Genomic DNA, 18951 nt, shown 5'->3' with positions numbered 1-18951 from the left:
GCACCCCGGTTCACCCCCGCGGCTGCAGGGGGCTGGTCTCGACGGCCTGCTGCTCGAGCTTCTCCAGCCGGTTGCGCAGCATCGTGAGGAACGGCGCCCGCGCGCGGGTGGCCTCCTCGTAGGCGAGCAGGTCCGACACCGTGGCCAGCTGGTAGCCGCGGAGCCGGCCGCGCAGCTGGGCGACGGTGAAGGAGTCGTAGCCCTCGATCGGGGCGGCCCCGGCGGCCTGCGAGCCGGACAGCTCGCTGCCGCCCTGCGCGTCGTCGGTCGGGGCGGCGGAGTCCCCGCCGACGGCGTCGACGGCCGCGCCCTCGGCGATCGCCGCGTCCTCCTCGGCGGTGTCGGCCTCGCCGACGTCGGTGCGCACCCCGGTCGCTGCGGCGACGGTCGTGCCGCCCTCGTCGGTGGCCTCGGCGGCCGGCTCGGGCTCGACCGTGTCGGTGGCCGCGCCGCTGTCCTCGCCGGGGGCGGGCTCGGCGCCCAGCTCCTCGTCGACGCGGGCGTGCTCCCCGGTGACGACGTCGCTGGCCTCGCCGGTGGCCGTGCCCCGGGTGGCGGCGGGCTGCTCGCCGCCGTCCTCGGGGGCGACGACGCCCTCGTCGGTGACGGTGCCCTCGACCGTGGTGACCCGGCCGTCGGGCGTGATGACGTCGACCTCGGTCGCGGCGTCCTCGGCCGCGGCCGCGTCGGCCTCCGCGTCCTCACCCAGCACGCCGGCGTCGGGGGAGGCGGCGCCGTCGGCGAGGCCGATGCCGGTGTCGGGCACGCCGGAGTCCGCGGCGTCGGGCACCACCGTGTCGTCGGTGCCCACGTCGGGGGCGCCGGCCAGCTCGCCGACCGGGGAGCCGCCCGGGTCGCTCGCGGCCGGGGCGCCCTCGGCCTCGAGCAGCGCGCTCTCCAGGGCGTCCTCGGCGGTCAGCGCGGAGTCGGCGGCGTCGAGCGCGGACGCGGCCTCCTCGGCGCCCAGCACCTCGTCGTTGACGTCCTCGACGGCGGCCACGACCGCGGTGGGGGAGGGCTCCGGGGGTAGCCCGGCGAGCTCGTCGTCGACCAGGCCGGCCGCGTCGGTGTCGACGTCGACCTCCACGACGTCGACCTCCACGACGTCCACCTCGGCGGCGTCTCCGACGGTGTCGACGTCGGGGGCGCGGTCGAACGCGGAGTCGCGCAGCACGTCGATCGGCTGGGCCACGAGCGGAGCACCGCCGGCGGCGGCCTCCTCGTCCTCGTCGAAGGTGGCCAGGCCCGGCTCGCGGTCACCGCGCAGCCCGGTGAGCACCTCGTCGCCGCGGGCGACCAGCCCCGACCACTGCTGCTGCAGCTTCATCGCCGCCTGCAGCGCGATGCCGACGATGCGCACCGGCAGGCCCGGCAGCGTCTGCGGGAGGCTGCGGACGTCGTCGAGGACGGTGGCGGCCAGACCGACGGTGGCGCGGATCGGCTCCGGGATCTCACGGGACATGCGCCCAGCCTGCCGCAGCGCGCGTCGAACGGCACAGCGGCCGGTTGCCGGCCCACCCGGTCGGGCGGCGTGCGGCTCGTCACGCTCCCCGCGACGGCGGGGCCGCGGGCCCGGCGCCACCTACCATGGGGTCATGGCTGATCAGCGCGGACGGGTCCTGCTGGCCGATCCCCGGGGCTACTGCGCCGGTGTCGACCGGGCGGTGGTCGCCGTCGAGCGGGCCCTGGAGATCCACGGCGCCCCGGTGTACGTCCGCAAGCAGATCGTCCACAACAAGCACGTGGTGGCCACCCTCGAGCGGCGCGGCGCGGTGTTCGTCGACGAGACCGACGAGGTGCCCGAGGGCGCGGTCGTCGTCTTCAGCGCCCACGGCGTCTCGCCGGCCGTGCACGAGGAGGCGGCCGCCCGCAACCTGCGCACCATCGACGCCACCTGCCCGCTGGTGAGCAAGGTGCACCAGGAGGCCAAGCGGTTCGCCAAGGAGGACTACGACATCCTCCTCATCGGCCACCGCGGGCACGAGGAGGTCGAGGGCACCTCCGGTGAGGCCCCCGAGCACATCCAGCTCGTCGACGGCGCCGACGACGTCGCGAACGTGCAGGTCCGCGACCCCGAGCGGGTCGTGTGGCTGTCGCAGACGACGCTGTCGGTCGACGAGACGCTCGCGACCGTCGACCAGCTCCGGACCCGGTTCCCCGGGCTGCAGTCCCCGCCGAGCGACGACATCTGCTACGCCACGCAGAACCGGCAGCAGGCGGTCAAGCAGATGGCCGGCGAGTGCGACCTGGTGATCGTCGTCGGCTCGACCAACTCGTCGAACTCGGTGCGGCTGGTGGAGGTGGCCCTGGAGGCCGGCGCCCGCGCCGCGTACCTGGTCGACTACGCCGCCGAGATCGACCCGGCGTGGCTGGAGGGCGTCGGCACCGTCGGCGTCACCAGCGGCGCGTCGGTGCCCGAGGTGCTGGTCGGCGAGGTGCTCGACCTCCTGGCCGGGCGCGGCTACCCCGACGTCGAGACGGTGAAGGCGGCCGAGGAGCGGCTGGTGTTCGCGCTGCCGCACGAGCTGCGTCCGGAGGGTGGCCTCAGCGGCGGGCGGCCCAGCGGACGACCGCCAGGACCAGCGCCACGGCGGTGGCGACGGCCATCGTGGGGAAGCCGCGGATGAGCACCGTGGCGAGCGTCGGCAGGCTGAACGTCGCCGACGGCGCCAGGCCGATGTTGACCAGCGCGACCGCCACGAACACCAGCGGCGGCGCGACGACGACCGAGAGCAGGTCGCGGCGGCGCACCAGCAGCGTGCCGACGGCGGCGGCCGCGACGAGGGTGACGAGGGTCAGCGTGCCGAGGCCCGTGCCGAGGAACGAGTCGACGGCGCCCCCGGCGAGGGTGATGACGAAGACGCCGAGGACGACGAGCAGGCCGCGCATCCGGCTCCCCTGGGTCGGCTCCGCGGCGGCCCGCTCGGCCGCGCGCGCGGCGGCACGGGTGCCGTGGGCGCGGGGCGGCGCCGCGGGCTCGGGGCGCTCGGCGAGCGGGTGGGCGCCCGGGTACGGGGTGCGCTGCTGCGCGGGACGGGCGAGCGGCGGGCGGGCCATGGGCCGGGCCTCGACGGGCGGGCGCGCCGGGACGGCCCCCCGGCCGGCGCCGCGGTCGCCGGGACGGCCGCGCGGCGGGGGCGGCGGCACCGGCGGGAGGCCCATGCGCATCGAGCGGTCCGGGCCGGTGGCGTCGGGACGCCCCGCCCGCGGGCCGGCGTGGGGGCGCTGCGCGCCCACCCCGCTGTCCCGCCAGGTGTCGGCAGTGCTCGCCGAGGCCATGGCGTACCTCCCCGTCCGGACGTCCTGGCCCCTCCGGGCCGCTGTCGGTCCTCACGGTAGCGACGGGAGACCGCCCGCAGGGGGAGTTCCCGGGCTCGACGCGCGACAGGTCGCCCTGTCGATTTGGCAACTCTCGGTGGGCCGCGGGGTGGGTGTGACGGACGTGTCCCGCGGGCCGGGAGGGACGTCCCGCGCTCAGCGCCCGTCGGGCAGCCGCCAGCGCAGCGGGGTGGGGTCGTCCTCCCCGGCGTCGTCGAGGGGTGCCGGTTCGTCGCCGGCCGGCCGCAGCTGCCGCACCACCGCCTCGACCTCCGGCGGGGTGGGCACCGGGGTCTCGCCGACGCCGAGGTCGTCGAAGCGGCGGGCGGCGGCGAGCACGGAGCGCTCGTAGGAGCCGACCGTCTCGTTGTAGCGGGTCAGCGTCGAGCCCAGCGCCGAGCCCAGGCGGGTGAGGTGGCCCGAGAGCGTGGTGAGCCGGGCGTGCAGCCGGCGGCCGGTCTCGATGACCTGGTCGGCGTCGCGGGCGAGGCGCTCCTGCCGCCAGGAGTGCGCCACCGTGCGCAGCAGCGCGAGCAGCGTGCTCGGGGTGGCGATGACGACGTCGCGGCCGAAGCCGTACTCGAGCAGGCCCGGCTCGGCCTCCAGGGCGGTGGTGAGGAACCCGTCGGAGGGGACGAACAGCACGGTGAACGGCGCGGCCGGGCGGAACGCGGTGGGGTAGCGGCGCTGGGACAGGGCGTCGACGTGCGCGCGCAGCTGCCGGGCGTGCGCGGCGACCCGCTGCACCCGCACCGTCTCCTCGGTGGCCTGGGTGGCCTCGATGTAGCCGGTGAAGGGGACCTTCGCGTCGACGACGACCTGCCGGCCGTCGGCGAGGGTGACCACGAGGTCGGGCCGGACGCCGGCGCCCTCGTCGTTGGTCGACGACGGCTGCTCGACGAAGTCGCAGTGCTCGAGCAGCCCGGCCACCTCGACCACCCGGCGCAGCTGGATCTCACCCCAGCGGCCGCGGACGTGCGGCGTGCGCAGCGCGGTGACCAGCGCCGCGGTCTCCTGGCGCAGCATCGCGCTGGTCTGCCCGACGGTGCCCATCTGCTCGCGGAGCTCGCCGTGCGCGGTGGCCCGGGCCTGCTCCATGCCGGCGAGCAGCCGGTGCAGGTGGTCCAGCGACTCGTGCAGCGGGTCCAGCCCGGCCCCGGCCGGCCGGCGGCGGGCCAGGAGCGCGACCACCCCGAGGGTCACGGCCGCCCCCAGCAGCACCCCGAGGAGCAGGCCGAGCAGGAGGGAGGCAGCGTCCACGGACAGCAGGGTGCAACACCCGACCGACAACTCCCGGGAGGCGCTTCCGCCTTTCGCGCGCGCGGCCCCCTGCACGGGCCCGCCGGGAGCCTGCGAGTGGCGGGGGCAGGGGGTCCTTCGTCAGGCGTCGACGGGCACCGGGGCGTGCGCCGCCTCGTGGTCGAGCAGCCAGCGCTTGACCGGCGTGCCCCAGCGGAAGCCGCCCAGTCCGCCATCGGAGCCGAGCACCCGGTGGCACGGGATGAACAGCGCGGCGGCGTTGCGGGCGCACGCGTTGGCCGCGGCCCGCACCGCCGAGGGCCGGCCGCAGCGGGCGGCGAACTCGGCGTAGGTGTCCGGCTGGCCGGGCGGCACGGTGCGCAGCACCTCCCAGGCGTCCTCGAGGAACGGCCCGGAGCGCTGCCGCACGGGGACGGCGTCGATCGCGCCGACGTCGCCGGCGGCGTGCGCCTCCACGACGTCGAGGACCGGCAGGTGCTCCACCCGCTCGACCCAGGTGGGCCGCAGCGCGCGGTGCACGACGGGCAGCAGCTCGGCGACGTCGCCGGTCCACCCGGCGGCCAGGACGACGTCGCCGCCGTCCGGCCCGGGTGTGACGACGACGGTGAAGGGACCGGGCGGGGTGGCCACGGTCGCGTAGCGGGCGGACGGGGTCATGACGCACTCCGATCGGCGGGGGAGCGGGTGAACAGTGTGGGCGCCGCGAGCGCCCAGAGGTGCATCGCGGCGTACGAGCGCCACGGCCGCCAGCGGCCGGCGGCCTCGGCGTCGGAGCTGCCGAGGGCGGCGAGGGCGCGGCGCAGCGCGAGGTCACCGGGCAGCCACACGTCGGGATCGCCCAGGCCGCGCATCACCACCAGCGCCGCCGTCCACGGCCCGATGCCGGGCAGCGCCAGCAGGTCGCGGGCCGCCTGCTCGCGGTCGCAGCCGGGGTCGAGGACCACCCGCCCGTCGGCGAGCGCGGCGGCCAGGCCGCCCAGCGTGCGGCGGCGGGCGCCGGTCAGGCCGACGGCGGACAGGTCGGCGCCGGCCAGGGCCTCCGGCCGCGGGAAGGCGTGGGTGAGCGTGCCGACCGGATCGGCCAGCGGCGTCCCGGCCAGGGTCAGCACCCGCGCGGTGAGCGTGCGGGCGCCGGCCACCGACACCTGCTGGCCGAGCACCGCCCGCGCCGCCGCCTCCGGGGCGTCGGGGGAGGCGGGCACCCGGCGGCCGGGCGCGACGGCGACCAGCGGGGCCAGCGCCGGGTCGGTGCCGAGGACCTCGTCGACGGCGGCCGGGTCGGCGTCGAGGTCGAGCAGCCGCCGGCAGCGGGGGACGGCGGCGCGCAGGTCGCGCAGGTCGGTGAGCAGCAGCCGGGCGGTCACCGCGGCGCCGCCCTCGGCGGCGGGGGACAGCCGGACGACGCCGGGGCCGGCGGGCAGGTCGAGGACCCGGGAGAACGTCGTCCCGTCCCACTCCTCCAGGCCCGGGACGGCGTGCGCGCCGAGGAAGTGCAGCACCTCGGCGGCGTCGAACGGGGCGCGGGCGGCCAGCCGCAGGGTCAGCCAGCCCGGCGTCCCGCCGACCGTGCCCGGCCGGCGGCTGCGCAGCTCGGTCGGCGTGCAGGCGAACACCTCGCGGACGGTGTCGTTGAACTGGCGGATGCTGGCGAACCCGGCGGCGAAGGCGACGTCGGCCATCGGCAGGTCGGTGGTCTCGATGAGCACCCGCGCGGTCTGCGCGCGCTGGGCGCGGGCCACCGCCAGCGGGCCGACGCCGAGCTCGCCGACCAGCAGACGGTGCACCTGCCGCTCGGAGTAGCCGAGCCGGGCGGCCAGCCCGGGCACGCCGGTGCGCTCCACCTCGCCGTCGGCGATCAGCCGCATGGCGCGGGCGACGACGTCGGCGCGCACGTCCCACTCGGGGGAGCCGGGGACGGCGTCGGGCCGGCAGCGGCGGCAGGCGCGGTAGCCCGCGGCCTGGGCGCCGGCGGCGGTGCCGAAGAAGGAGACGTTGGTCGCCGCGGGCGTGCGCGCCGGGCAGGAGGGGCGGCAGTAGATGCCGGTGGTGCGCACCGCGGTGAAGAACCAGCCGTCGAACCGGGCGTCGCGGCTGGCGACCGCGCGGTAGCAGCGTTCGGCGTCGAGGGGGGAGAGCACGGCACCGAGCATGGCACCGGTCGGAGCGGGGGACTGGCGGTTTCCGGACGCGGCCGTGGGACCGCGGGGGACCTCTGTGGCCCGCCGTCCGTTGGCCGGGTGTGCAGACGACGGAGGCCGCCCCGCCCCGGCAGCGGCGGGTGGTGGCCCTCGTCGTCGGCGTCCTGGTGCTGCTGGCGGCGGTCCTCGTGGTCCGCCAGGGGACGACGCCGGCGCCCCGGTCGGCGGACTGCGCGGCCGCCGAGCCCGGGGTGCGGGTCGACCCGGCCGCCGTGCCCGACGGGCCGGTCGCCGGGTACCGCGGGGAGCAGCTGGCCAACGCCGCGGCGATCGTGAACGCGGCCGCGGTGCTGGGCCTGGACACCTGCGCGCAGGTCATCGGGGTGATGACGGCGATGGGGGAGTCCTCGCTGCTGGTGCTCGACCGCGGCGACGCCGCCGGGCCCGACTCCCGGGGGCTGTTCCAGCAGCGCGACAACGGTGCCTGGGGCTCCTACGAGGACCGGATGGACCCCACCACCAGCGCCACCAACTTCTTCCTGGCGCTGCAGGAGGTCCCCGACTGGCAGTCGCTGCCGCCGACGATCGCCGCGCACCGCACCCAGCGCAACGCCGACCCGGACCACTACCGGCGCTGGTGGGACGACGCCGTCGAGGTGGTCAGCGCGCTGGCCGGCCGCCCGGTCCTGGCTCCGCGTCCCTGACCTCCTCGTCCACCGGACGGTGGACGGCGGACCCACCGCGCGGCCGTCCCGGCTGGCGACGGGCTGACTGCTCCAGCAACAAGGCGCGAAGCCTGGGCTCGAGACACGCCGCCCGGTTGGCCGGGGCAAAGAGCGGGACGCAGATCCCTGGAGCAGCGGCCGGCCGGCGAGGACCCTCGCCGGCATGACCGGACACGTCCAGCACTCCGTCCGCCCGGCCACGGCCGGGGACGTGGTGCGCTGCTGAGAGTGTTCGCCGCCGACCGGGCCAACACTTGATCATTGGCCCGGCCAAACATCCGCTGCTCGCCCTCTGCGAAGGCTCGTTCAGGGGGCCTGCGGTTGTGCAGGTGATACGCGTGCGGGTTCCCGCAGGTTGGCGCTCAGGCGTCCTTGCGTGCGAGAGCCATGCGTTCGTGGTTCAGCGCCCGCAGCCCGTACCTGTCCTCGATGTCGTGCGGACCGACGTCCTCGATGACAGCGAAGTGGTTCCTGGTCATGAGCTCGGCGAACTCGGTCTGGGTCGGGGTCGTCAGGTAGGGCTCGCCGAGTTCAGCTACCCGGGCTTCGACGACCGCGCCGAGCCGCTGCGCGTCGGTGTCCTGGGCTGCAACCGGGGGGACGTAGCCGGCTCCTAGTGAGCACCCAGCGGGGAGGTCGCTCAGTGTCTGCGCGATGGCGTCTGGTGTCAGGTACGGGATCACCCCTAGCCAACTCACGAACACGTCACGCGCAGGGTCGAGACCGGCTGCCGTCAACGCAGGACCGATGCGCTCGCGCTCGAAGTCGACCGGTACGCGCACAAGCTCGGGCGGCACCGGCGCACCTATGGCCTCCAAGCGCGCCGCCTTCCACGCCTGCGTCGACGGGTGATCTACCTCGAACACGCGGACTGAGCCCGTCTGCCGCCACGCGAAGGAGTCCAGCCCAGCACCCAGCACGACGTACTGCGTGGCTCCCGACGCAGCGAGCCACTCCTCAGCCAGGCGTTGACGCGCCGCGAACCAGGCCGCGAACGGGATCTCGTCCTCACCCAGCAGGGGGCGGACATCGGCGATGACCGCGTCCGCATCAGCACCCACCAGAGGCCAGGCCATCCAGTCGGCGAGGATTGCGCGCGGGCCGCGGTGGATCAGATGAGCCGAACGCGCTAGCGCGGCCGACATCGCGGTTCGGCTCGGCCCCGCTTCTGCATCCACGCTGGATGCTAACGACCGTTCCCCCGTCATCGCTACGTGCAACGGGTCAGTGCGCCGTGCGTCCGATTCTCCGCATGACCGGGCGCCGCGAGCCCCCGAGAAGACCGGCTCTGCTCGCGCAACACGCAGCGGCTATGGGCCGTTCTCAGCGGCCTGCCGAGAGCAGCTGTGGACAACGGCGCTGACCTGCTGCCGGAGGCGTCTTCGAGCTGTCGGATCTCCACGCAGGGCGGGACAAGGGCCGGTGCCTGGCGGTGCCCCCACGAGATGGGCGGGTTGCCGGCGGGCTCCGGCCCGTGACCGTGTCCCACATGGCACTGGACTGCTACGCCGTGAGCCCGGACCAGCCGCTGTTCAGCCGCGAGGCGGTCACCCGCGGCACGCGGTGGAATCCCCCGTCCCCGGTGATCCGCGAGCGCCTGGCGGCGCTGCCTCGCGACCGCGGCACGGACCCGGCGACCGCGGCACGGACCCGGCCACGCCGTGGGTCTGGCGGCCCTCCGACGGCGACCCCCTCGGGTTCCGCGGCGCCGGCTACGCCGACTGGGTCCGGGGCGCCCTCGGCATCGACCTCTACGACCTGCTCACCCCGTTCCAGGTCACCGACCTCTACAGCGCACTGTCCTGGTGGCTGCTGGAGAACTCGCCTGGGCCGGATGGCTGCCACCCGTCACCCGACGGTGACCAGGCGATCCGGCTGGTGCCGGCGTACACCACGTCCCCGACCGGCGGCGCACCGACGGCGGGCACCGGGGCCAAGACGACGCCGGCCCGCTCGCCTTCGAAGTTCAGGTCGCAGGGAAAGAGGACGCCGAGCACGTCGACGTGCACCAGCCCGTCGGGACCGGTGCCGGTCACGTCGACGACGCGGACCAGCAGCGGCCAGTCCGACTCGCCGGCGACCACGACCGCCGGCCACCGGCCACCGGTTGAGGCCGCACTAGCAGCCCAACACCGCGACCGACTCCCCTCAACCGGTCGCAGGTGTCTTCCGTCCCGGCAGCGGTGTCAGAAGAACCGGTGCCCCGGGTGCCGCCCATGATCACGGGAGAGGCACTCGGACTCTGGGCCGCGCAGCCGACCAGCGGCAACGTGATCGGTCTCGACGACGACACCGGGGGCGGGAACTGCCATGAGCACGTCGGAGACCGCGGCCGGCACGGACGTGCAGGTCGCCCGGGCCAACGGCATCGAGATCGCGTACGAGACCTTTGGGAACCCGTCGGCCCGGCCACTGCTGCTGATCATGGGTGCCGGCGCGCAGATGCTGCTCTGGCACGAGGACACGTGTCAGGCGCTCGTCGACCGCGGCTTCTTCGTCATCCGGTTCGACAACCGCGACACGGGGCTGTCCACCCACCTGCACGACGCGGTGCCCGACGTGGCGGCAGCCGCCGCCGGAGACCTGTCCTCGGCGGCCTACACCCTCGAGGACATGGCCGACGACGTCGCCGGGCTGCTGGACGCCCTCGGGCTGGACAGCGCGCACGTCGTGGGCGTCTCTCTCGGGGGGATGGTGGGGCAGACGCTCGCCGTCCGGCACCCCGCCCGGGTGCGCAGCCTGACCTCGATGATGTCGGCCCCGGCGCTGCCGGTGGACCGGATGGGAGCGGAGGCTCAGCCGCCGGCCACCAGCCGGGAGGAGTACGTCGAGCAGGTGCTGCAGCTGTTCCGGCGCGTCGGGTCACCGGGGTATCGCACCGACGAGGCGTGGCTGGCCGACGTCGCCGGTCGGTCCTACGACCGTGCCTACGACCCGGCCGGCGTCGTGCGCCAGGTGCTGGCCGTGCTGGCCTCCGGTGACCGCACCGAGCAACTGCGCGGGATCCGTGTCCCGACGCTGGTGGTGCACGGCGAGGCCGACCCGGTCTTCCCCGTCGCCGGTGGCCGCGCCACCGCCGCGGCCATCGCCGGCGCCGAGCTGCTCGTGCTGCCGGGCGTGGGCCACTCCCTGCCGCGGGAGGTGTGGCCGACGATCCTGGACGCGCTGGTCCGCACCGCCGATCGCGCCGGGGACGCCACGGCGCAGTGAGCGTGCCGGGAGCCGTGCCCACCGGCCGGAGGTCCGGGCCGCGCGCCCGGCAGCCGGCTCAGCGGTCGGCCGGATCGGCGCGCGGGGCGCGGGCGGCTTCGAGGGCAGGAGGTCTCCCGTGAGCGGCAGGTCGGTGATCCGCGCAGCCCGGGCCTTCGACGGCGAGCGGGCGCTCCCCGGCGGCGCGGCCGTGTTCGTCGAGAACGACCGGATCGCCGGTGTCGAGCCCGCAGCGGCATCGGTCCCGGACGGCTGGCCGGTCCACGACTTCGGCGACGCGACGGTCCTGCCGGGGCTGGTCGACGTGCACGTGCACCTGTGCGCCGACGGCCGCAACGGCGCGCTCCAGCGGTTGCCGGGACTCGCCGACGACGAGCTCGCCGGGGTCGTCGACGACTCGCTGCGGACCCAGCTGGCCGCCGGGGTGACCACCGTCCGCGACCTGGGCGACCGCCGCTGGGCGGTGCTCGACCGCCGGGACGAGGGCACCGCGGGCCTGCCGACGATCGTCGCCTCGGGGCCGCCGATCACCAGCGTGCGCGGGCACTGCTGGCACATGGGCGGGGAGGCCGCGGGGCCCGAGCAGCTGCGCGCCGCGGTCGCCGAGCGCGCGGAGCGCGGCGTCGACGTGGTCAAGGTGATGGCCAGCGGCGGGGGCACCACGCCGGGCACCGACGTCCTCGCCTGCCAGTTCACCACCGAGGAGCTGCGGCTGGTGGTCGACGCCGCCCACGCCGCCGGGCTGCCGGTGACCGTCCACGCGCACGCCCTGGCCGCCGTGGAGCAGGCGCTGGCGGCCGGCAGCGACGGCGTCGAGCACTGCACCTGCCTGACCCCGGACGGGCTCCGGCCGCCGCCGGAGGTGCTGGCCGCTCTGGTTCGCCGGCAGGTCGTCGTGTGCCCGACGCTGGGCAGGGCCGCCGGCGAGCCGGCGCCCGCGCCGTTGGTGGCGATGTTCGCCCGGGCCGGGCTCACCCCGGAGAGCGGCCGGGCCGAGCGGCTGGCCGCGGTCGAGGCCATGCACCGCGCCGGCGTCGTGCTGGTGTCGGGGACCGACGCCGGCATCGGCGCCGCCAAGCCGCACGGCCTGCTCCCCGACGCCATCGCCGAGCTGGCCGAGTGCGGGTTCTCCCCGGCCGAGGCGCTCGCCTCCGCCACGTCCGTGCCGGCCCGACACCTCGGGCTCGCCGGCCGCAAGGGGCGCCTGCGGCCCGGCCTCGACGCCGACCTCCTGCTGGTCGCCGGCAACCCACTCACCGACCCGGCCGCCCTGCAGCGGGTGACGGCGGTCGTGGTCGGCGGCGCCTGGACCGACGGGCGCGCGCGGCCCCACACATCCGCCGACCCCACAGCGGGGGTGAGTGCGCCGTGGGCATCGGCTTGAGCCGGATCGAGCACGTCAAGCTGCCGGTCACCGACCTGCAGCGCAGCGCCGCCTGGTACGCCGAGCTGTTCGACCTGGTCCTGGTCACCGAGTACGCCGAGGACGGCGAGGTGCGCGGGGTGTCAATGCGCGACCGGGACGGAGAGATCGAGATCGACCTGCGCCAGCGGGAGTTCTGCGCCGGCCGACCGGACCTCGCCGGGTTCGACGTGTTCGCCCTCACCGCACCCACCGAGCAACTGTTGACCGACGTCGTGGAGCGCTGCGACCGGCTCGGCATCGGGCATACCGAGGTGCGGCGCGCCCCCGGATACGCAGCCGGCGTGGACATCCCCGATCCGGACGGCATCCCGGTGCGGATCGTCTGGCACGACCCCGACGGCCCGCCCGGACGGGCCGAGTTCCTCGGGGTGGACTCCACCGCCGACGGGCGGTGGCACACCTACCTGCGGCCACAGCTGGACCTCGGCCACCGCCACACTTAGCCCGGCCGCCGGCTCTGCGGACAGCCACCCGGCGGCGGGCTGCGGTGGCTCGTCGGGGCCGCGCCGGCCACGGGGGAGCCGGGGGCCGCTCGACCGAACTGAGCCCGTGGCTGGCGGGACCCGACCGCGGGGTCGGTACCGCGGGCGACGGCCGTCACGCCGACGGGAAGTGGCACTGCAGCGACACGCGACCACTGGTCGTGATGACGATGCGTCCCTCGACCGTGGTCGTGGGGCCGTAGCAGGGCACGGAGCCCACGTAGGTCCGGGCAGGTGCCGCCAGGTCCTCGGGCAGTCGGCCGAAGCAGCTCACGTTGATGCCGCCTGACGGAGTCTCGACGACCGTGGAGTTCCCGATCGGGAATGGCGGAGTTCGGGCGGAAGGCGGTCAGCCCGCCGCGTCGAGGAGGGCCTGTCCGGCGTCGCTGCGCCAGTAGAGGACCTCGCGTCCCGACCGGCGGCGCTCGAGCAGGCCGGCGTCGAGCAGCACCCGCAGGTGCCCGCCGACGCTGCCCAGCGGCAGGCCCGTCCCGGCGACCAGCGCGCTGGTGCTGCGCGGCGCGTCGAGGGCGGTGAGGACCCGCGCGCGGTTGCGGCCGAGCAGGCGGACCAGCGGCTCGGGCAGCGGAGCGGGGCCCGACGCCAGCGTGCCGGACACCGGGTAGACGACGGCGTAGGTGTCCGGCAGGCGCCAGCTCACCCAGCTGCCGCGGCTGTGCGCGGCGATGAACAGCAGGTCACGGCCGCGGACGTCGCGCGGCGGGTACGGGTGCGCGTTCACCTGCAGCCGGCCGTCCCGGAGCCAGCGGACCCCGGGCGCGATGCCGTCGAGCGCACCCGACCAGCCCTCCCGGCTCAGCCGGGCGGTCCGCGCGACGACGTCGGCGCGCAGCACCCGCAGCCGCCGCGGCCAGTCGTCGCGGATCGTGTGCTCCCACGTCCAGCGCAGCAGGTCGGCGGCGGTGCGGGCGAGGCCGGTGCCGTGCAGTTCCGGCGGCACCGGTCCGGTGGCCACCTCCAGGTCGGCGCGGACGGCGCCGTCGTCGAGGGACTCGAGGTACGCCAGCTCCTCGTCGAGCCCGAGGTCGGGTGCGGCGGGCGGCACGGTGAGGAAGTCCGCGGTCCAGGTCGCGCCGAACGCGGCGCGCAGCAGGGCGGCGCCGACCGGGTCGGCGTCGAGGCGCTCGCGCAGCGCGGCGGCGTGGGCGTCGCGCCAGGGCCGGTGCCACGGCGGGACCTGCTCGGCGAGCAGCAGCCGCAGCCCGGCGAGGGTCTCGGTGAGCTGCGAGGTGCCGAAGCGGGCGCGCGCCATGACGTCGGCGTCGACGATGAACTCACCCACCTTTCGACCGTAGGCGAAAGTGTGGGACGGCGGCGGCCCGCGCCGCACGGTCCTGACGTGCTCACCTACCGGGCGCTGTTCGCCCACCCCGAGTTCCGGGCGCTGTGGACCGGCGCCGCGCTGACGACGACGGCCGCGACGACGTCGTCGCTGGCGCTGGCCACGCTGGTGCACCGGCAGACCGGGTCGGCGCTGCTCACCGCGGTGGCGATGTTCGGTCCGTCGGTCGCGCAGGCCCTCGGCGCGACGACGCTCATGTCTGCCGCGGACGCCGGCCCGCCGCGGCGCACGCTGGTGCTCGTCGGGGTGCTGTCCACCGCGGCGCTGGCCCTGCAGACGCTGCCCGGACTCGACCCCGTGGCGCGGCTGCTCCTCGTCGTCGCCACGGCGTACGTGGTCTCGGTCAGGTCGGGGGCACGCTGGGGGCTGCTGTCGGAGCTGGTGCCCGCCGAGGCGTTCCCGCTGGCCCGGTCGACGATGAACGTCGCGGGCGGCGCCTTCCAGGTGGTCGGCTTCGCGGCCGGCGGCCTGCTGCTCACCGCCCTGACGACGACGCAGGTGTTCGTGCTGGCCGCGGTCGTCTCCGCCGCCGCCGTGCCGGTGCTGCGGTTCGGGCTGGCCGAGCGGCCGCCGCGCCGGCACGGGCGGGCCGGCCTGGCCGAGACGCTGCGCGGCAACCGGCTGCTGCTGGCACGGCGGGACACGCGGACGCTGCTCGTGGCGCTGTGCGTCCCGAACGGGCTTGTGGTCGGTTGCGAGGCGCTGTTCGTGCCGTACGCGGGGGAGCGGGGCGGCTGGCTGCTGGCCGCCGGAGCCGTCGGCATGATGGCCGGCGACCTGGTGGTCGGGCGGTTCGCGACCCCGGCCGGCCGGCGGCGGTCGAACACCGCCCTGCGGCTGCTGCTCGCCGCGCCGTTCCTCGCCTTCGCGCTCGGGCCGTCCGTGCCGGTCGCCGTCGTGCTGGTCGCGCTCGCCTCGGCCGGCTACGCCGCGTCGCTCGCGCAGCAGGAGTGGCTGGTCGCGCTGACGCCGCCCGGACTGCGCGGGCAGGTGCTCGGCGTCGAGTCCGCGACGCGGATGACCGGGCAGGGGGTGTTCGCGGTGCTGGCCGGGGCGCTGGGCGACGTCGTCCCGCCGGGGACCGCGATGGCGGTGTTCGCGGCGGCGTCGCTGGCCGTGTCCCTCGCGCTGACGCCCGGGCTCCGGCGGGTGGCCGAGCGGGCGGGCGCGCTCGAAGCGTGTCCGCGCGAGGTCCGCGACCGGGTGTGAGACGTGCGGCGCGGATCTGTGGACAGGCTTGTGACCTGGGGATTCGTACTGCACGAGGCTGCCGGATCCCCTGGGCTTCGATCATGTGCTCGGGTGAGCTGAGTGGCGGGGACGTCCTCGACGACGTCGCCGCGCTGGTCGCCGAGCGCAACCGGATCGACGCCGGACTCGCCCGGGCCGTACGGGCGGCGGAGCTCTCCCAGGCACCGGAACGGGACGGGCTGAGGTCGATGGCCTCCTGGCTGCGCGGGCACTGCCGGCTGTCGGTCGCGGAGGCGTCGCGGCTGGTGCGCAACGGCCGGGCGCTGGAGCACCTGCCGGCGCTGGCTGAGGCGCACGACGGCGGTCTGGTGTCGGCCGAGCAGGTCGCCGTCGCGGCGCGGGCGATGACACCCGAGCGGCTGGTGACGGCTGCGGCGGCGGGGGTGGACCTGGCGGTCATCGACGCGGTCCTCACCGGCATGGCGATCGAGCGAGAGCACGCCGACCTGGTGCAGGTGGTGCAGCACTACTGCACCGACCTGGACCCCGACGGCCCGGAACCCGACCCGACCGAGGGGCGGTCGCTGACCCTGGCCAAGCACGCCGACGGCTCGCTGTCCGGCCGGTTCCACCTCGACGCCGTGGGCGGGGAGAAGGTCCAGGCCGCGCTCGAGGCGCACGTGCAGGCCGACCGCCCGGCCGGTGACGCGCGCACCCGCGCCCAGCGGCTGGGGGATGCGCTGGTGCAGGTCGCCGACGACGTGCTCGCCGCCGGGACGCTGCCGCAGTTGCGCGGGCGCAAGCCGCAGATCGCCGTCGTGATCGATGTCGAGGACCTGGTCGACCCGCACGGCGGCCCGAACGCCGGGCGGATGGGCTTCGGGGCCACCATCTCCGCCGCGCGGGCGCGGTGGCTGGCCTGCGACGGGGCGGTGTCCCGGGTGGTGTTCGGGCCCGACGGCGCGCCCCTCGATCTGGGCCGGGAGCAGCGGCTGATGAGCCGGCACATCCGCCGCGCCGCGGAACTCCGCGACGGCGGCTGCGTGTTCGCCTTCTGCGGGGCGCCGACGTGGTGGTGCGACGTGCACCACCTGATCCACTGGATCGACGGCGGCGACACCTCCCTGGAGAAGGCGGCTCTCCTCTGCGAACGGCACCACACCCAGGTCCACCACGGCTTCCGGGTGGAACGACAACCCGACGGCCGATGGTGCACCTGGCGCCCGGACGGCACCGAGATCACCACCCCGGCGCCCCTGCTCGCCCCCGCCGCCTGACCGCGCCCCGGAGAGCGACGGCGGTGCTCGCGGGAAGGTGACGTGGGTCACGGGTGACTACGCTCGCCCAGCACCCAGACCGCACCCGGAGGTGCCCCATGGACGCCGGCGTCGACACCCTGCAGAAGGCCCTGCAGATCAACCTGGACCTGCGCTGGTACGGCACGATCGCCGAGATCGGGGCCGGGCAGGAGGTCGCCCGCTGGTTCTTCCGCGCCGGGGGTGCGGCGGGCACGGTGGCCAAGTCGATGTCGGCCTACGACATGGCGGTCAGCGACGCCGTCTACGGCAAGGCCGACCGCTACGTCTCCAAGGGCCGCCTGCAGGCGATGCTCGACCGCGAGTTCCAGCTCAACGTCGACCGGCTCGCCGACCAGCGGGGCGACGACACGTCGTTCTTCGCGTTCGCCGACACCGTCGTCGCGCGCAGCTACCGCGGCGGCAACGAGTGCCACGGCTGGATGGGCGTGAAGTTCCAGGCCCACCCGCGCGACGAACCCAGCCAGGTCGTCGTCCACGTGCGGATGCTCGACGACGAGGCACCCCAGCAGCAGGAAGCGCTCGGCATCGTCGGCGTGAACCTGCTGCACGCCGCCTTCTTCCAGCACCACGAGCCAGACCGCCTGGTGGAGAGCCTGCTCGACCGGCTGACCACCGGCCGGATCGAGATCGACCTGCTGGAGATGAGCGGCATCGAGTTCCGCATGGTCGACAACCGGGTGATGGCGCTCAAGCTCGTGCAGGTCGGGCTCTCCGGCGCGGCGATGTTCGGCCCCGACCGCAAGGTGCTGCAGCCCAGCGAGGCGCTGCGCAAGAAGGCGATCCTGGTCGAGCGCGGCAGCTTCCGCCCGCCGACGGTGGTCAACCTCGACATGCTCGAGGCGGCCCGCACCGCGTTCGAGCGGGACCCGGCGGTCGCCGAGCGCGACGTGCTCGTCCTCGCCGAGCTCACCATGGCCAACCTGCGCGCCGGCGGGGACGTCGTCGACCGGCGGGACTTCCTCGCCCGGGCCGACCTGCTGGCCGCCTGCGGCCTGCCGGTGCTCATCTCGGACTACCTGGCCCACCACCGGCTCGCCGCGTACCTCGCCTGGCGCACCGACGGCCGGATCGGCATGGTCATGGGGCTGCCCAGCCTGCTGGAGCTGTTCGACGAGGACCGGCACGCCGGGCTGCCCGGCGGCATCCTCGAGAGCTTCGGCCGGCTGTTCAAGAACGACCTGCGGCTGTTCGTCTACCCGATGCTGCGCGACGGCCAGGTGGTCACCGTCGACACCCTCGAGGTGGCCGAGCAGCTGCGCCCGCTGTTCGACTACCTCAACCGGCGCGGCAGCTTCGTCGGGCTCGAGCACAAGCCCGACCACCTGCCGATCCTCAGCCGGGACGTGCTCAAGCGGATCCCGACCGAGGACACCGGCTGGGAGGCGATGGTGCCGCCCGAGGTGGCCGCGCTGATCAAGAAGCGCGGCTTCTTCGGCTACGACCGGTCCCGCTGAGCCCGTCTCAGGCGCTCCGCTCCTCGACCACGGGCGCGGCGGCCGCGGCGAGGGCCCGGTCGACCAGCGCGAGCAGCCGGCGGCTGACCTCGGGACGGCGCTCCAGCTGCACCATGTGCCCGGCCCCCGGGTAGACGGCGAGCTCGGCGGTGGGCAGCGCCGCCGCCAGCGTCCGGCTGTGCTCGACGGGGCACAGCCGGTCGGCGTCGCCGACGACGACCAGCGTGGGGACCTCCGCCAGCGCCTCGAGCGCCGTGGCGCGGTCGTGGTCGGAGAAGGTGGGCAGGAAGGCGGCCACCGTCTCGGCCGAGCAGGCGCGGTGCACCTCCATCGCCGCCTGCAGGTCCGCGGGGTCGGCCGCGGCGCTGAAGATCAACCACATGTCGGCCTTCCCGACCGCGCGCGACTTCCCGGCCTGCTCGGCCCGGACCGCCCGCTCGTTGAGCACCGGCAGCGCCCGCTTGACGACCTTCGCCACCGGCCCGGGCAGCCCGTAGGTGACCGCGTCCAGCCCGCCGGAGCTGGTGCCCACGAACGCGACGCCGGCGACGCGGTCGCCGAACAGCCCGGGCCGCTGCTCGGCCAGCGCCATCAGCGTCATGCCGCCCATCGAGTGGCCGCCGAGCACGACCGGCCCGTCCGGGGCGACCTCGTCGAGCACCCGGGCCAGGTCGCGGCCGAGCTGCTCGATGGTGGCGCGGTCCCGCGACGTCGGGCCGGAGGCGCCGTGGCCGCGGTGGTCGTAGGTGACCACCCGCAGATCGGGGCGGGCCTCCAGCAGGTCGCGGACCTGGCCGGCCCACAGCCGCGAGGACTGCACGTAGCCGTGCGCGAGGACCACGGTCGCCGTCGGCCGCTCGGCGCCGAACTCCTCGACGTGCAGGTCGACGCCGTCCTCGGTGGTCACGGTCCGGACGCGCCCCTGCGGCGGGGGAGCCGGCGCAGGGGTGGGGAGCTGGGCGCCGTCGGGACGGGCGGCGCGGCGGCGGGCGACGACGGCCCCGGCGGCGAGGACGACGAGGCCGGCGGCGGCTGTGGAGGTGCGCATGGGGGTCGGGGGCTCCG

At 75.9% G+C, this 18951-nt stretch carries 17 protein-coding genes; 8 read left to right on the top strand and 9 right to left on the bottom strand.

The annotated features are described in order from the left end of the window. Positions 1-10 precede the first annotated feature (10 nt). Entirely contained in the window at positions 11-1462 is a 1452-nt protein-coding gene (locus tag ACI79B_RS01660; RefSeq protein ID WP_456926384.1) for a hypothetical protein, read from the bottom strand. Between the two features lie 133 nt (positions 1463-1595). On the opposite strand from ACI79B_RS01660, the gene ACI79B_RS01655 reads away from it, so the two are divergent. Next, positions 1596-2627: a 4-hydroxy-3-methylbut-2-enyl diphosphate reductase gene (locus tag ACI79B_RS01655; RefSeq protein ID WP_456926383.1), complete on the top strand. Its 1032-nt coding sequence runs from the start codon at positions 1596-1598 to the stop codon at positions 2625-2627. On the opposite strand, the gene ACI79B_RS01650 is transcribed toward ACI79B_RS01655, so the two are convergent. The 4 genes from ACI79B_RS01650 to ACI79B_RS01635 form a co-directional block, all read right to left on the bottom strand. Next, a complete protein-coding gene (locus tag ACI79B_RS01650; RefSeq protein ID WP_456926382.1) occupies positions 2545-3279 on the bottom strand; it encodes a DUF6542 domain-containing protein in 735 nt (244 codons plus the stop codon). The two genes, ACI79B_RS01655 and ACI79B_RS01650, sit on opposite strands and share 83 nt — an antisense overlap. Before the next feature lie 195 nt (positions 3280-3474). After that, positions 3475-4578: a DNA recombination protein RmuC gene (locus ACI79B_RS01645; protein ID WP_456926381.1), complete on the bottom strand. Its 1104-nt coding sequence runs from the start codon at positions 4576-4578 to the stop codon at positions 3475-3477. Positions 4579-4698: 120 nt separating this feature from the next. After that, a complete protein-coding gene (locus tag ACI79B_RS01640; RefSeq protein ID WP_456926380.1) occupies positions 4699-5235 on the bottom strand; it encodes a methylated-DNA--[protein]-cysteine S-methyltransferase in 537 nt (178 codons plus the stop codon). Continuing rightward, a complete protein-coding gene (locus ACI79B_RS01635; RefSeq protein WP_456926379.1) occupies positions 5232-6716 on the bottom strand; it encodes an AlkA N-terminal domain-containing protein in 1485 nt (494 codons plus the stop codon). Before ACI79B_RS01635 ends, ACI79B_RS01640 begins: the two co-directional genes overlap by 4 nt. Before the next feature lie 101 nt (positions 6717-6817). Here ACI79B_RS01635 and ACI79B_RS01630 point away from each other — a divergent pair, with 101 nt between their 5' ends. Beyond that, positions 6818-7420: a hypothetical protein gene (locus ACI79B_RS01630; protein ID WP_456926378.1), complete on the top strand. Its 603-nt coding sequence runs from the start codon at positions 6818-6820 to the stop codon at positions 7418-7420. A 383-nt stretch (positions 7421-7803) separates the two neighbouring features. On the opposite strand, the gene ACI79B_RS01625 is transcribed toward ACI79B_RS01630, so the two are convergent. Both ACI79B_RS01625 and ACI79B_RS01620 read right to left on the bottom strand, forming a co-directional pair. Further along, complete coding sequence (locus ACI79B_RS01625; RefSeq protein WP_456926377.1) at positions 7804-8619, bottom strand: class I SAM-dependent methyltransferase; 816 nt, start codon at positions 8617-8619, stop codon at positions 7804-7806. A gap of 609 nt (positions 8620-9228) precedes the next feature. Beyond that, complete coding sequence (locus ACI79B_RS01620; RefSeq protein ID WP_456926376.1) at positions 9229-9525, bottom strand: hypothetical protein; 297 nt, start codon at positions 9523-9525, stop codon at positions 9229-9231. 226 nt (positions 9526-9751) lie between these two features. Here ACI79B_RS01620 and ACI79B_RS01615 point away from each other — a divergent pair, with 226 nt between their 5' ends. The 3 genes from ACI79B_RS01615 (at position 9752) to ACI79B_RS01605 (ending at position 12520) form a co-directional block, all read left to right on the top strand. Next, positions 9752-10651 (top strand): alpha/beta fold hydrolase, encoded by a 900-nt coding sequence (locus tag ACI79B_RS01615; protein WP_456926375.1) that lies wholly within the window; start codon positions 9752-9754, stop codon positions 10649-10651. Positions 10652-10769: 118 nt separating this feature from the next. Next, complete coding sequence (locus ACI79B_RS01610) at positions 10770-12035, top strand: amidohydrolase family protein (RefSeq protein ID WP_456926373.1); 1266 nt, start codon at positions 10770-10772, stop codon at positions 12033-12035. Next, the gene (locus ACI79B_RS01605; protein WP_456926372.1) at positions 12020-12520 is read left to right on the top strand and encodes a VOC family protein; all 501 of its coding nucleotides are present in this window, start codon (positions 12020-12022) and stop codon (positions 12518-12520) included. Before ACI79B_RS01610 ends, ACI79B_RS01605 begins: the two co-directional genes overlap by 16 nt. Before the next feature lie 388 nt (positions 12521-12908). On the opposite strand, the gene ACI79B_RS01600 is transcribed toward ACI79B_RS01605, so the two are convergent. After that, entirely contained in the window at positions 12909-13862 is a 954-nt protein-coding gene (locus ACI79B_RS01600) for an ArsR/SmtB family transcription factor (RefSeq protein WP_456926371.1), read from the bottom strand. Between the two features lie 57 nt (positions 13863-13919). On the opposite strand from ACI79B_RS01600, the gene ACI79B_RS01595 reads away from it, so the two are divergent. From ACI79B_RS01595 to ACI79B_RS01585, 3 genes are all read left to right on the top strand, one after another. Then, a complete protein-coding gene (locus tag ACI79B_RS01595; RefSeq protein ID WP_456926370.1) occupies positions 13920-15131 on the top strand; it encodes a hypothetical protein in 1212 nt (403 codons plus the stop codon). Between the two features lie 83 nt (positions 15132-15214). Next, positions 15215-16390, top strand: a complete 1176-nt coding sequence (locus tag ACI79B_RS01590; RefSeq protein ID WP_456926369.1) for a DUF222 domain-containing protein — start codon at positions 15215-15217, stop codon at positions 16388-16390. A gap of 98 nt (positions 16391-16488) precedes the next feature. Next, positions 16489-17886, top strand: a complete 1398-nt coding sequence (locus ACI79B_RS01585) for a TonB-dependent receptor (protein ID WP_456926368.1) — start codon at positions 16489-16491, stop codon at positions 17884-17886. A 7-nt stretch (positions 17887-17893) separates the two neighbouring features. Here ACI79B_RS01585 and ACI79B_RS01580 read toward each other — a convergent pair whose 3' ends face one another. Next, on the bottom strand, positions 17894-18934 hold the full coding sequence (locus ACI79B_RS01580; protein WP_456926367.1) for an alpha/beta fold hydrolase: 1041 nt from the start codon (positions 18932-18934) through the stop codon (positions 17894-17896). Between the last annotated feature and the right edge of the window lie 17 nt (positions 18935-18951).

The organism is Geodermatophilus sp. SYSU D00879 (assembly GCF_054050375.1).
This window is presented reverse-complemented; position numbering and strand designations above follow the sequence as displayed.